The organism is Chitinophaga sp. YR627 (assembly GCF_900114995.1).
In the GTDB taxonomy this organism is placed as follows: Bacteria; Bacteroidota; Bacteroidia; order Chitinophagales; family Chitinophagaceae; genus Chitinophaga.
Genome location: NZ_FOUX01000003.1, coordinates 218,856 through 231,655, shown reverse-complemented (window position 1 = coordinate 231,655; position 12,800 = coordinate 218,856). Strand labels below are relative to the sequence as shown.

Annotated in this window: 13 protein-coding genes and 2 tRNA genes; 2 read left to right on the top strand and 13 right to left on the bottom strand. The window is 44.1% G+C overall.

Annotated features, from left to right (window positions below; all coding sequences use genetic code 11):
• Positions 1 to 41 precede the first annotated feature (41 nt).
• The 9 genes from BMZ72_RS16345 to BMZ72_RS16300 form a co-directional block, all read right to left on the bottom strand.
• A complete protein-coding gene (locus tag BMZ72_RS16345) occupies positions 42 to 569 on the bottom strand; it encodes a toxin-antitoxin system YwqK family antitoxin (protein ID WP_089810187.1) in 528 nt (175 codons plus the stop codon).
• Between the two features lie 119 nt (positions 570 to 688).
• Positions 689 to 1,531, bottom strand: a complete 843-nt coding sequence (locus tag BMZ72_RS16340; protein WP_089810185.1) for an AraC family transcriptional regulator — start codon at positions 1,529 to 1,531, stop codon at positions 689 to 691.
• Positions 1,532 to 1,567: 36 nt separating this feature from the next.
• The gene (locus tag BMZ72_RS16335) at positions 1,568 to 2,107 is read right to left on the bottom strand and encodes a DsbA family protein (RefSeq protein WP_089810183.1); all 540 of its coding nucleotides are present in this window, start codon (positions 2,105 to 2,107) and stop codon (positions 1,568 to 1,570) included.
• A 183-nt stretch (positions 2,108 to 2,290) separates the two neighbouring features.
• Positions 2,291 to 4,489, bottom strand: coding sequence for an ATP-binding protein (locus BMZ72_RS16330; protein WP_089810181.1), 2,199 nt, complete (start codon positions 4,487 to 4,489; stop codon positions 2,291 to 2,293).
• Positions 4,490 to 4,587: 98 nt separating this feature from the next.
• A complete protein-coding gene (locus BMZ72_RS16325; protein ID WP_089810179.1) occupies positions 4,588 to 5,283 on the bottom strand; it encodes a LytR/AlgR family response regulator transcription factor in 696 nt (231 codons plus the stop codon).
• Positions 5,284 to 5,687: 404 nt separating this feature from the next.
• Positions 5,688 to 5,885, bottom strand: coding sequence for a hypothetical protein (locus BMZ72_RS16320; protein ID WP_089810177.1), 198 nt, complete (start codon positions 5,883 to 5,885; stop codon positions 5,688 to 5,690).
• A gap of 11 nt (positions 5,886 to 5,896) precedes the next feature.
• Entirely contained in the window at positions 5,897 to 6,382 is a 486-nt protein-coding gene (locus tag BMZ72_RS16315; protein WP_012788249.1) for a ribonuclease H-like YkuK family protein, read from the bottom strand.
• Between the two features lie 33 nt (positions 6,383 to 6,415).
• Positions 6,416 to 6,487 (bottom strand) — tRNA-His (locus tag BMZ72_RS16310).
• An 87-nt stretch (positions 6,488 to 6,574) separates the two neighbouring features.
• Positions 6,575 to 6,647: transfer RNA gene (locus tag BMZ72_RS16300), tRNA-Ile, on the bottom strand.
• A gap of 610 nt (positions 6,648 to 7,257) precedes the next feature.
• On the opposite strand from BMZ72_RS16300, the gene BMZ72_RS16290 reads away from it, so the two are divergent.
• On the top strand, positions 7,258 to 8,334 hold the full coding sequence (locus BMZ72_RS16290) for a DNA polymerase beta superfamily protein (RefSeq protein WP_089810173.1): 1,077 nt from the start codon (positions 7,258 to 7,260) through the stop codon (positions 8,332 to 8,334).
• On the top strand, positions 8,331 to 9,044 hold the full coding sequence (locus tag BMZ72_RS16285; protein WP_089810171.1) for a phytanoyl-CoA dioxygenase family protein: 714 nt from the start codon (positions 8,331 to 8,333) through the stop codon (positions 9,042 to 9,044). Before BMZ72_RS16290 ends, BMZ72_RS16285 begins: the two co-directional genes overlap by 4 nt.
• Here BMZ72_RS16285 and BMZ72_RS16280 read toward each other — a convergent pair.
• The 4 genes from BMZ72_RS16280 to BMZ72_RS36590 all read right to left on the bottom strand — a co-directional run bounded on the left by BMZ72_RS16280 (position 9,033) and on the right by BMZ72_RS36590 (position 12,792).
• Positions 9,033 to 10,310 (bottom strand): DUF5690 family protein, encoded by a 1,278-nt coding sequence (locus tag BMZ72_RS16280; protein ID WP_255373217.1) that lies wholly within the window; start codon positions 10,308 to 10,310, stop codon positions 9,033 to 9,035. The genes BMZ72_RS16285 and BMZ72_RS16280 overlap by 12 nt on opposite strands.
• A gap of 33 nt (positions 10,311 to 10,343) precedes the next feature.
• A complete protein-coding gene (locus tag BMZ72_RS16275) occupies positions 10,344 to 10,862 on the bottom strand; it encodes a hypothetical protein (protein WP_089810167.1) in 519 nt (172 codons plus the stop codon).
• An 82-nt stretch (positions 10,863 to 10,944) separates the two neighbouring features.
• Positions 10,945 to 12,450, bottom strand: coding sequence for a slipin family protein (locus tag BMZ72_RS16270; protein WP_255373216.1), 1,506 nt, complete (start codon positions 12,448 to 12,450; stop codon positions 10,945 to 10,947).
• 174 nt (positions 12,451 to 12,624) lie between these two features.
• Positions 12,625 to 12,792, bottom strand: coding sequence for a hypothetical protein (locus BMZ72_RS36590; RefSeq protein WP_012788243.1), 168 nt, complete (start codon positions 12,790 to 12,792; stop codon positions 12,625 to 12,627).
• Positions 12,793 to 12,800 lie beyond the last annotated feature (8 nt).

Below are 12,800 nucleotides of genomic sequence, written 5' to 3'. Positions count from 1 at the left end.
GATTGGGATTTTCTTAGCTGTTAGTGAATAGTGGGAATCTGTTATTGTTCAGGAGGTACTTCTTTTTTATATACCAGTGTATCATTCCTGTAATCTTCCAGTTTGAGCACATTACCATAGATGCCATAATATAACCATCTGCCCTCCTTCTCCCCACAATGTCCCTGTTTGATAAACGTCTTCCAGTCACCGGAAGGATTTGATCTGAACTGTCCCCGCGTTTTTATTTTTCCATTCGGATAGTAGTCAATGTAATCACCGGCGGGACAATCACTGTATTGTACTGCTATCCGCACAAGCACTTCGTCTTTGTTGTACGTTTTGACTACGCAGGGTTTGCAATTCGCAAATTCTTTCCGGGATACTTCCGCATTGCTGGACGCTATATCGTTGGTAAGGGTACCGTTCATATAATGTCCTTCTGAAGAGGGTTTAATGGCTGCCCGCTGCTTATAATCATATTCGATGATCGTATCGAGTTGTCCATACACACTTTTAACTGGTTTACTTTGCGAGGATGCGTGACTGGTAAGGAATATCAATATGAGCAGAGAGAAATAATATTTCATGGCAGGTGCTGTCTATGCTTCGAAGATAAATAAAAAACCCACGGCATTACACCGTGGGCCTGACTTAAAATAAACACAACCAAAAAGGCATGCCGGCATTCGCCGGCACGCCCGATCTGCTATACAGCCAAAACTTTTTCCTGTCGTTTCTTAAACTCCGAAAAATTATAGCCGGTCTCTTTCTTGAATAACTTGCTGAAGTAGCAGATATCCGTGAACCCTAAATCCCATGCGACTTCCTTCATGCTGGCATCTGAATACGCAGCATATCGCTTGGCTTCAAGTATTACACGTTGGCGGATATGGTGGCCAGCGGTATACCCCGTGGCCTTTTTTATAGCTTCGTTCAGGTAGCTGGGAGTTACGCACATTTGCTCTGCAAATTCAGATACCTTTTTGTGTGATCTGAAATTCTGGTCTACCAGCTGGATGAAACGTTTTGCCTGTCTGACGTTATGATGCTGCTGGCTGACCGGTTGCTGACTGTGCGACTGGCGGGACATATGTATGAAAAGGATGTTGAGATAACGGCTCAGGATGTCCGGACTATAGATCTGCTGATGACTGAATTCCTGGATAAGCTTGTCCATGATAGATTGCATCTCCTGGCGGATTTCCTGGCTATATCTGATATTGGCGGATTGTATTAGGACCAGGAGCAGATCTGCATGATATACAGAGTTATATTCCTGGAGGAAGAGTTCATTGAAACGGATGATGTAACCTGTTGAGTCATCATCATTGTCGATAGAGAATTGATGCGTCTGATTAGGCATGATACAGAATATCTGATCGCCCTCAGGGGAATAAGTTTGCATGTCCACTTTCAGGAAACTATTACCGGATACGGTCCAGATAATTTCTATAAGATCGTGCGCATGTGGGGTACTGTTATTGAATTCACGGTTGTTGCTGATCTGTTCGAATGTATAGATTTCAAAGAATGGTTTCGTGGTAGTCATAACATCAATATTTTGAGCGTTAAAGGAGGAGGATTTTTAGAATGCCATTTCTTTTAGTGTGATGGCGTATCGACATGTCTTGTAAAGGCTGGCATAGTGAAGATGCCCATTGTATCTTTTGCCGTTGATGAAGATCGTAGGAGCGGCATCTACACCATTACGGCTTGCGCCTTCATAATCATTGATGATCTTGTGAAATACTTCCCGGTGTTTTCTGCCTTCTTCGAAGAATGCCATGTCTACACCAACAGCTGACGCGAGATAAGGAAATATGCTGCGTGAAAGGCGGGGCTGATTCTCGATGATAATGTCATGCATTTCCCAGAACTTACCATATCTGGCGGCTATTTCTGTCGCAATAGCTGCATCCAGGGACAGCGGGTGTTTATCTGGCGCCGGATAGTGACGAAATACAAATTTCAGGTCATTACCCATCATGCTGCGAAGGTGCTGAATCGCTGGATATATAGAAGCGCAGGTTGCGTTATGAAGATCTGCGTACATCACCAACTCAACAGGAGCAAATGGATCTCCCTGATAGTGATCGCGAGCGGCGTTAAATATAGGACGTAGCATATGGGTCGCTTTAGATTTTAGTGAATAATTGCTTGCTGTAAGTGTTGATATAAAACTACTTTAAATGAAAGCCGAAGGAAAGCGTCGTTCGCTAAACAGGCAAAAACTGTCGCTGTCGGGGGAAACGGGAGGGCACAAAAAAAGAGCAGTTGTGAGCTGCTCTTTTAAATGACTGGGTTAACATTACACCTGTGAGTAAAAATCTTCTGCCTCCCTTATCGCATTGTCTGTGAATGATTTCAACAGATCAATGTGAATCTGTAACGGTGGAGTGATGGCTGGCGCTGATTCCAGTTCATCCAGTGTGGGAGATAAGCGCTCTGTCAGCCCCATAATAGAAATGGTGGTCTTCAGATTATGTGCTGTACTTCTTAATGTTGTAATGTCGTTGTTGTGAAATGCCTGCTGTAATTGCGCCAGTTCGACCGGCATCGCATCAATGAACTGTCTGGTCACTTTCTGCTCATATACCTTATTCCCCTGACTGATCTCTTTCATGTAATCCAGATTGATATACTGATAAGCTGGTACCGATGCTGGCGGAATAACCGGCGCTGGTTTGTCCTGTCTGACATTTGAGATAGCGGCAAAACGGTTGATCAGCTGATACAGTTCCTTTTCATTGATGGGCTTGGAGATGTATTCATTCATTCCATTGCTCAGACATTTTTCCCTTTCTCCCGCAAGTGCGTGGGCAGTCATGGCGACGATCGGCACTTCCAGCTTCATTTCCTTACGGATGACGCGGGTGGCGGTATAGCCATCCATCTCCGGCATCTGGATATCCATTAATATCAGGTCGTAACGGCTCTTTTTCAAACAGTCAATTGCTTCCATACCGTTACTCGCCACATCAAAAGCAAGTTCCCATTCGGTGAACAGGTGCTTCATCAGACTACGGTTCATCTCATTATCATCTACTACCAGTATCTTGACTTCATTGTTGGTGGTGATCCTGAACTGACTGATATCGATGCTGTCTGGTATCGGCATTTGTTTAGATGCGATCGCATAGGGAATAAAGAACCGGAAGGTCGTTCCTTTACCAGGCTCACTTTCCACACTGATATCCCCTCCCTGTAATATGACCAGGTCTTTTACGATAGAAAGTCCCAGACCAGTACCGCCATATTTCCGGGTGATAGAATCTTCTGCCTGATTAAAACGGTCAAAGATGGAAGCCAGTTTGTTTGGTTCAATACCGATACCTGTATCTGTGATGGCAAATGCCAGTTGAATGATATTACCATCGCTTTGCTTATTGCTGACAGAAATGACGATCCCGCCCTTTTCTGTGAACTTCAGCGCATTCCCGATCAGATTTACCAATACCTGTGTCAGACGGGTGGCATCTCCAATAAGCGTATCCGGCACATCAGCAGCGATCTCCCCCTGTAATACGAGTTTCTTTTCCTTTACTTTTTCGCTGAACAGCGTCTGGATAGAGTGCAGCAATCCGCGTACACTGAAAGGATTGGATTCTATCCTGACCATACCGGCTTCGATCTTGGAGAGATCCAGTATGTCATTGATGATGGTCAGCAGATTTTCGCCTGCCTTCTGTATAGAACCAACAAATTCGGTAGAAGATTCATCCAGTTTTCTGGATTTTAAGAGATTGGTAAAGCCCAGAATGGCATTCAGCGGCGTGCGGATCTCATGGCTCATGTTGGTCATGAAATTCTCTTTGATCATCGCAATCTCACGGATCTTTTTCTCAGATCTGTCCAGTTCCAGTATCAGCTGTTGCTGTCTCCGGATCCTGCTCATTACAAACCAAAGCATACCTGCTGCTGTCAGCAGGATAAGACAGATCAGGATAATCCCCCAGTTTCTGGCTCTTCTGCTGCTTTCATTGATGCTATTACTCAGTTCCGTCATTACATGCTGACGGCTGTCGTAGATCTTCCTGGTGACGGTACTGATCTCATTAGAGATTTCCCTGGCACGGGGATTGGCGATCAGACTGGTATCATCCATCCTGCCGGTGCGGAAAAACTCATGCATCAACTGGTTTTTGTTGTGCAATTTCAGCCCAGCCAGGTATTTCAGACGTTCTATATACATGACGGCGCTATCGTCCGTATTCATGTCTTTCAATGTATCAACAAATGCTTCCACTTCAGAGATCTTGGCGTCTACCCCTTCGATATGAGAAGTGTCGTCAGTAGCGATTGCTGCCCTGATCCTGGATTCTACCCAGATAATATCACGTTCGAGCTCCCGCAGCTTATTCCCTGCCTGGAGTTCCCTTAACAGCTTCTGATTACCCTTGATCAGCTGATCAATGTTTTTGGAGGAATTATACTGTATAAAGGCCAGTATAAGCGTCCCTATAAGGAACGCGGTAAGGATCAGGTATGTAAAGCGGTTGTTATTCATGTCAATCCGTAAAAGTCATATACCAGGAGCTCCCTGTCGGGCGGCTTTCGCCAGACGGGCAAAATCGATCGCCGGGGACCCTATTCAGTTAGCCGGGGTCATAGTACGTTCATGCGCTTATTAAGCGCCTTGCGGTAGGCATCTGCCACTGGCAGACTCTTCTCCCCTATGAGGACAGCTCCGTCCTGCAGGGTGTCTATTTTATCGATGGCCACCATATAGGAGCGGTGTATTCTCAGAAAACGGGACGCCGGCAGGCGTTCTTCCAGCGAACGTAAAGAGGTATGTACGGCGAAGAACTTCTTGGCAGTGAATAACTTAACATAATCGCCCATGGCCTCGGCATAGAGGATTTCTTCCAGTTTCAGCCTTCTGACAATATTGGAATCCCGGATAAAGATAAACTCATCATTTTCCCAGCGGATCTCCTCTTTATTGCTTTCAACCACCTGTTTAGCCTTTTCTATGGCCTGCAGGAACCGGCCGGGCGTGATCGGTTTCACGAGATAGTCGGCGACATTGAGTTCGAATGCCTCTACCGCATACTCCTTCTTGGAAGTCGTGAAGATGATAACAGGCTTCTTATTCCCCATGTTTTTGATCAGTTCGAGTCCCGACATTCCCGGCATTTCTATGTCCAGTAACAACAGGTCTACTGTGTTTTCCTGGAGATAATTATAAGCATCAATGGCATTTCCGCACTCACAGGCAACAACAACGCCTTTTATCTGGCTGGTGAGTTCCAGTAATGTAGTCCGCGCGATGGCATTGTCGTCAATAATAAGTGTGATCATATAGGTTGCTAATGCTGATTTGATTTATATGGTGTGTCTTTGATAAGTGAATTTTGTGCCAATAGATAACTATCTGATTGTGAATAATATGGAAATTAGTTCCATATGACGATTTGCGAAATATCGTTAATCCACAAAAGGAATAGCTATTTAATGATCGTTGAGCAGTGTAATAACGCCCCGCTATAGTTCATTACAGGTTGATCCGCATTTCTTTAAAGACGTCGGCAATGGGACAAAAGACAGCACAATTTTAATACAAAAAAAGCTAAAGTCAGCATTTGTTCTATGCTGACTCAGGATAACAATTACTAAGGAATAGGGATATAGGGGGATAAGTAGGAGATCTCCTGTGGATATCATATAATAGAATTAATGATAAAGAAAAGTTCATTGCAGGATGTCTAATCATCCTGCACGATCGCAGGTAAAGTAGCTCCTCCCCTTGTGATCTTCACGTTAACGTTATCAACAAGATCTGCCTCCTCAGACATTCTTGTTGTAGCCATCACAGTTGTTTGAAAACCGAGGATGTGTGCTGTGTTGGTAATATCTTTCTGTCTTGCTTCTGCAATGTCCATCAGGACGCTTACATGAACCATATGATCTGTTTTTAATGTACTATTTTATTTGCGCAGGAGGTACTGGCGAAGGCGTGAGGCTTAGCCCGAAAGGTAAAGCCCATTCCCATGATGTACCCCATAGCTTCCTTTAATGCATCATTACTCCTGAAGTTCGGATTGGTGTTGATGTCTGCATGTACTTCCATGTCCACATTATATGCTGTGAAAATGTGACACAATGAGTAAGCCACTTCTATACTTCTGCCCACTTCTTCCAGCATCCTTTCTTTGATGCTCATTTTTCGTTGTGTGCTGAAGTTGTGGATATACATGAATCCACCTTTACCTTTCCGGAGAAAAACGATAACGGTAGCGAATTCTGTGATTCGCCCCTTTACCTGGCTATCGGTGCCGATACACACTTTGAGATCATTACCTGCTTCTCTTTCAGCGATCAGCATTTCAGTGATTTCATCTGCGATAGGCCGTTGTATTTCATCGCCGTTAAGCCGCCTCCATTTGTTGATGTGTTGCATTTGCTATGTCATATTTGTTACTAATAATTTTATGGGTGTCAGGGGGACTCGAACCCTCATATCCCGATTCACATTCGGGTATTCTGCCCTTGAATTACTGACACCATTTTGTATGTTTCCGGACTCAGATTCGAACTGAGAACATCACAGTCAAAGTGTGATATGTTAACCATTACACTATCCGGAAATATGTTGATCTGACCGGATTTGAACCGGTAGCCTGCTGCGTATAAGGCAGTTGCTCTAACCGTTGAGCTACAGATCAATGAATATGTATGCGCACACGAATCCCCTTATGCAACCTGCATTTGCCGGGTACAAGACATACCTTCTCCACCACGGGATATTAGTTCCTGTGCAGATGATGATATTAAAAAACCCGGTCGTTGCAACGACCGGGTTTTTTATATCTATACTGAATGCAGCTATTGCTTTTTCAGACTATAAAAATTCGGTTCGTTGATAATTGGGTCTCTCGGGATCATAGCCCACGTTGAGCCACGCACAGGGCGTTAACCCGCTTTGCTGCGAGCCTGCGCTGATGCGTTTGAATCGTATGGACATTTTTCGTGTATGCATATAATTGACAATGGGGTGAAAAAAATAAAGCCCCGCAATTGCTTGCAGGGCTTGAGTTATATCGAGTTAGTTTTGTTAACTAATTGATAGCATAAGCAGCCCTGCGCGCCTCATTGTCCTCTATCGGACTAAATGAGCCTCTGCAATCTTTATGTAGCTGTATGCGTAACATTGTTTGTTCTTGTGTTTTGTTTTAACGATGCAAAGATGAAACTATTTTTTTAATATTAGCATTTTATGTAAGGAAATTTTTAAAAAAAATATATCTTGTTTCTTACAAGAAAATAATCACTCAAATGACGCTCGGGCAACTACAAACAGGAACAACAGATCTGCTGTTGAAATCTATCAGTGGCAGCAGGGCACAACACTTACACTCCCCTACTTCAGATACGGATATCAGAGGAATTTTTGTGCTGCCTGCGAAAGAACTATATGGATTGAATTATACCACGCAAGTGGCAAATGAAACAAATGATGAAGTGTACTATGAAATAGGTCGCTTCATCGATCTGCTTACTAAAAACAACCCCAATATTATTGAGTTGTTAAGTACGCCGGAAGATTGTGTGCTCTTTCGTCATCCCCTTATGGCGCAAATCAAATCGGAAGACTTTCTCTCCAGGCTTTGTAAAGATACCTTCGCAGGTTATGCTGCTTCGCAGATCAGGAAAGCGAAAGGGCTGAATAAAAAGATTCATCGTCCGATGGAACCTGCCCGTAAATCCATTCTGGACTTCTGTTATATTATTGCCGGTAATGGCAGTATGCCGCTGAAGAAATGGTTAGAGAAGAATGAGTATGCACAGGAGGAATGCGGTCTTACGCAGGTAGATCATTTCAGGGATGTGTATCTGCTCTTTCATCAGCATCAGATAAACGATGGTTCTTATCTGAAAGGAATTGCATCCGGTGATGCTGCCAATGATGTGCAACTTAGTTCTATACCGGTTGCGGTGCCGCACCTGGCTGTGATGAATTTCAATAAGGATGGTTATTCTATGTATTGTCGTGAATACTTAGAATACTGGGAATGGGTGGAAAAGAGAAATGATGCCCGCTATCAGAATACCATGAGCCATGGCAAAAATTATGATGCCAAAAACATGATGCATACATTCCGTTTACTTAGCATGGCTGAAGAAATTGCGACGGAACAGAAAGTGATTGTAAAACGGAATGACAGGGAACTATTATTGCAGATAAAGGCAGGCGCTTTCGAATATGATGATCTCATGAAAATGGTGGATGAGAAAATGGAAAAGATGGATGATCTGTATGCACGTTCCGGTTTGCCTGATACACCTGATCTGAAGAAAGCAGAAGATATACTGGTGAACATCAGAGCCGCATTTTATAACCATAGTATATGAACACAGCACTCCATCAACAGGAAATAGCGGATAAAGGATTTACGGTTGTCGGGAATATCTTTACATCGGAAGAAGTAGCTGCACTGACAACGTGCATTCAGGATGCAGATACTTCGAATGATACCTTTCGGAAAACAAAAGACCTTTTTGCTATCCGGCAGTTTCTGAAAGAAATACCGGCGATTGTGCCGGTGGTATTTAATGATAAGCTAAAGGATGTGATCAGCCGTTTGTTCGGAGAAGGATATCGTCCGGTCAAATCTATCTACTTCGATAAGCCGGGGGAGTCTAACTGGTTTGTACCTTATCACCAGGACCTGACAATTTCTGTAAAGGAGAAGGCAGAACTTCCCGGATTTGGACCATGGACGGTTAAGCAACAGCAATATGCTGTACAACCTCCTTTACATATACTGGAGCAGAATTTTACGATCCGCATACATCTTGATAATACAGATGAACAGAATGGCGCGTTGAGAGTAGTACCTGGTTCTCATAGAAAAGGAATGTACCGGCCGGAAACAATTGACTGGACAGTAGAAACGGAAGCGATCTGTGATGTACCTGAAGGTGGTATTATGATCATGCGTCCTTTATTGCTACACGCATCCAGCAGAACGACGAATAATCACAAACGCAGGGTGATCCATATTGAGTTCAGTGATCAGTCATTGCCCGCGCCTCTTCAGTGGTCTGAGCTACTGCAATGATCGTTGCTTATATTTTTGGGTAAAATAAATAATACTGATGATCGTTCCCGCAATGCCTATACCGCCAGCTATTAATACCAGGTGTGTATAGAATTGCAGCCAGTCTGTCTGTATACGGAAAAGCGATTTGGTCAATAGTACGCCCACGCTGCCGAGATAGCCAAATGAATCTGCCAGGTAGATGAGAAAACCAACATTTCCCGAAAACCGGAACGTCGCAATAAACCTGTCAAACAGAATACTGTTAAAGGGAATGTATACCATGAACAATCCCAATCCCACCAATATCATCCACATATAGAGTGAAAGCATGTGTTGCAGATAGATGATGGTCACTGTAAGGGATAAGATGAATCCCAGTAACATAATGACCTGCGTTAACAGAAATGCACGATAGTTATTTTGCAGGAAGATCATGGAGGCTATCATCACAAGTATAACCAGTGAAATGATCGTTTCAGTTTGTGTGAAAGTGGCCGCATTATATGCGACGCCTGATACCCGCCACATGTCTGCCATGAAACTATCCCTCACCTCTCTCAGTATCGTGACCAGTATATAGATAACGATCAGTGTAAGTAATCCCGGTAAGAATTCTGCCAGTAGTTTTTTCCTTTCCTGTGCCTGCATTGGTAAACGGTGCATACGCATGGCTTCATCTTCAGCGTCAGGCGCCGGTATTTTTTCCAGCAGATAAATGAATACGATGAGGGGTAACAAAAAAATAGCCCCCACAGCAAAAGGCATCCAGTATTCGCTGACATGTAATGATTGCATCACCCACTGAGCCGTGGATTTTGCCAGTCCGGAGGCAAAGATAAAACTGACAGCCAGTGCGGCACTGATCAGATCAGTCGTTTTTCGTCCTTCTACAAATGAAAAGACGACTCCCCACAGCATCCCCAGGGGAAATCCATTCAGGAATAAACACCAGGCGTTATATGGTGGAGGTACCAGTGCAAATAGCAGCCAGGACAACCAGGAGATGCCAACCAGGATCAATATCAACCTTCCCCGTCCCACCCGTTTCATTTCAGATATAAACCGGATGCCATAGAACTTGCTGCTCATATATCCAGCTACCTGGGTAATGACAAGAATGATCTTGTAGTCGATACCTAATACGCTGTAGCCTTGATAAGGGGCCACATTGAATGCTTTTCTGAATGCAAAAATGCAGGTATATGCCGCAAAAGCGACAAATGCGGAGAACAGGGCGACACCCAATTGCCGGGAAGATAAGCGGGTTGAGACTGATTGATGCAAAGAAAACAGGTTGATTCCTGTTAAAAATAACAATTAATTACGCTCCAGGAACACAGCCTTTTCCTGTATAGGGATCTGTTTCCGGAAGGAAGATTTGAAGCCGCCATTGACAATATCCCCCTTGATAGTCACCATATAACGTTTCGTATGGAGCTTGCTGGTATTAAATGTAAAAGTAAAATGCTGGTCCTGTTTCAGCGGTTCCAGCATCTTGGATTTGCAGGGCAGGGCGTTGTAGCAGGAGGCCTGACAATTACTGCCGTCTTCTCTGACGGCAACCGGCATCATTGGTGTAGCGTTGCCAGGTGCAATATTGATCTCAAGATTATTCAGGTAAACCGACTCCCGGACACCTTCAAAACTGAGCACGACGTCCAGTTCATTATCGTTTTTGACCAGAATTTCCGGAACAGCCGCAAAATAAGGGGCAATAGTGGTATAAGCGTCTGTGCGATCGTATAACACGATCGTATCCAGCTTGTACGCTAACAGGAAGTAACTACAGATAGCGGTAGTGGTCACAATAAAGATGGTAATGCCGTATTTGAGCATAAGCTAAAAATATCACTGATTACCGGGAATGCAAATCCCTGAAAACAGGGGTTTTATGCAAAAAAAGAAGGGATGATCCTCATCATCCCTTCTTAGCTGGTACGAATATCTGTTTTAGCTGTCCGACTATATCGCCTCCGGTTACCGAGATACTACTGATCTTATCAGCGATCTTTTCCACATATTCCATCTCTTTCAGCTTGAATAACATCTCATTTTCTTCCATCAGGCGTGCGGTATTCAGCAGGCTGCGCGTACTCGCGGTTTCTTCCCTTCTCATGATACTGTTGGCCTGTGCTTTCTTTTCAGCGATCAGTACCTGGTTCATGATCTCTTTCACATCGCCTGGCAGTATGATATCGCGGATACCACAGTCAAGCAGGGTTACCCCCAGCTGGAATGCTTTATCCTTTACCGCATTCATCACCATTGGCGATATATCGTCACGTTTATCCAGCAGTTCATCCAGCGTATAACTGGAGATCTGTTCTCTCAGGGCTAACTGCAGCAATACATACAGCTGTTTCTCATAGTCTTTGTTCTCCACCAGTTTGTAGATATCAGCATTGCTGTATCGTACAGTGAAGTTCAGACGGATGTTCGCCTTGTCTTTTGTCAGGATTTCCTGGCCATTGATCTCTAACTGGGCCTGACGTATATCTGTTTTATACAACGTCATCTGCGCCGGATTCTTCCAGAAATAGTGGGTACCTGCCACCAGTTCTTTATTGAACGTACCATCTACATACAGGATCGCTTTCTCGTAGTTTTCTACGTTGAATACTCTCAGGTACGCCTGTAATTCAGATTTGGCCAATACTGCGCGGTCAATTGCCTCGGTGATCTCATACTTGGACAGGTCGGCCATTACGACTTTACGTTTTACCAGACCTTTCCAGTAGGCATACTGACCAGCAGGCAACGCTGTTTTGATCAGACCATTTTCATATACCAGCGCCAGTTCTTCCTGCTCAACGCTGATGATCTCCAGTCTTTCCGCCAGGTCCTTATGCGCCAGCAGTAAGTTCAGGTCAATGAAGGGCTGGAATGGCTTCGCCAGATCACAGATCGAATAGGTACGTTCTACGGCTCCTTTCCAGTAGGCGTATTTACCGGTATTCAATACGGTTTGCAACAGGTTATTTTCATACACCAGACCCACTTCCTGCTGTTTGATGATCAGTACATCCAGCATGCCGGCCAGTACTTTGTTTTGCAACAGTACATTCAGGTCAGTGGCAGGTGTGAACGCCTTATACATATCATAGATATCGTATCTACGTTCTACCAGTCCTTTCCAGAAGGCGTATTTACCATTTGTCAATATGGTATATAACTGACCATTTTCGTATACCAGCGCAACTTCCTGCTGGTTGACAGTAATGACATCCAGCGCATCCGCCAGGTCTTTATTTTGCAGTAATATATTCAGATCAGTAGCAGGAGTGAATGGTTTGAACATATCACACAGCACAACATCTTCCCCGGATTTCTTCCAGTGAGTTCCTTCATTTAACAGCTTTACATAACGGTTTTCTTTGAAAACCAGTCCTTTATGGTATGCTGCTATTTTTACACGTGATATCATAGTTGAATAATTTTAAGGTTATAGGGTATTTATATGGACTCCTGCGGGTTGTTAGTGAATAAATTAATAGGATCAGCACCGTTAAAACTGGTACCTGCGGAAGCGGGCTTGAGTTGGTGGCGGTGTAACGTGATGCAGGTGATGATAACCGGTGTGCTACATAGTACAGGGATATCAGGGGTATAGGGATGAACCGGTTACCAGCCGGCTATCAGTTACACGTTCAGCAACGGTATCTGCCTTTTTCAAGGCGGTAGCAATCGGATATAATAGCCTTTTGCTATCGATCCAGGTTGCTGATCCTGTTGTGTGAGGCGCATTGTTATAAGGCAGTTTCGCCATCTGCCTGG

Excerpts from the sequence above, each read along its gene's own strand:
- BMZ72_RS16345 (WP_089810187.1), bottom strand. The coding sequence starts at position 569 with ATGAAATATTATTTCTCTCTGCTCATATTGATATTCCTTACCAGTCAC.
- BMZ72_RS16340 (WP_089810185.1), bottom strand. The coding sequence starts at position 1,531 with ATGACTACCACGAAACCATTCTTTGAAATCTATACATTCGAACAGATC.
- BMZ72_RS16335 (WP_089810183.1), bottom strand. The coding sequence starts at position 2,107 with ATGCTACGTCCTATATTTAACGCCGCTCGCGATCACTATCAGGGAGAT.
- BMZ72_RS16330 (WP_089810181.1), bottom strand. The coding sequence starts at position 4,489 with ATGAATAACAACCGCTTTACATACCTGATCCTTACCGCGTTCCTTATA.
- BMZ72_RS16325 (WP_089810179.1), bottom strand. The coding sequence starts at position 5,283 with ATGATCACACTTATTATTGACGACAATGCCATCGCGCGGACTACATTA.
- BMZ72_RS16320 (WP_089810177.1), bottom strand. The coding sequence starts at position 5,885 with ATGGTTCATGTAAGCGTCCTGATGGACATTGCAGAAGCAAGACAGAAA.
- BMZ72_RS16315 (WP_012788249.1), bottom strand. The coding sequence starts at position 6,382 with ATGCAACACATCAACAAATGGAGGCGGCTTAACGGCGATGAAATACAA.
- BMZ72_RS16290 (WP_089810173.1), top strand. The coding sequence starts at position 7,258 with ATGACGCTCGGGCAACTACAAACAGGAACAACAGATCTGCTGTTGAAA.
- BMZ72_RS16285 (WP_089810171.1), top strand. The coding sequence starts at position 8,331 with ATGAACACAGCACTCCATCAACAGGAAATAGCGGATAAAGGATTTACG.
- BMZ72_RS16275 (WP_089810167.1), bottom strand. The coding sequence starts at position 10,862 with ATGCTCAAATACGGCATTACCATCTTTATTGTGACCACTACCGCTATC.
- BMZ72_RS16270 (WP_255373216.1), bottom strand. The coding sequence starts at position 12,450 with ATGATATCACGTGTAAAAATAGCAGCATACCATAAAGGACTGGTTTTC.
- BMZ72_RS36590 (WP_012788243.1), bottom strand. The coding sequence starts at position 12,792 with ATGGCGAAACTGCCTTATAACAATGCGCCTCACACAACAGGATCAGCA.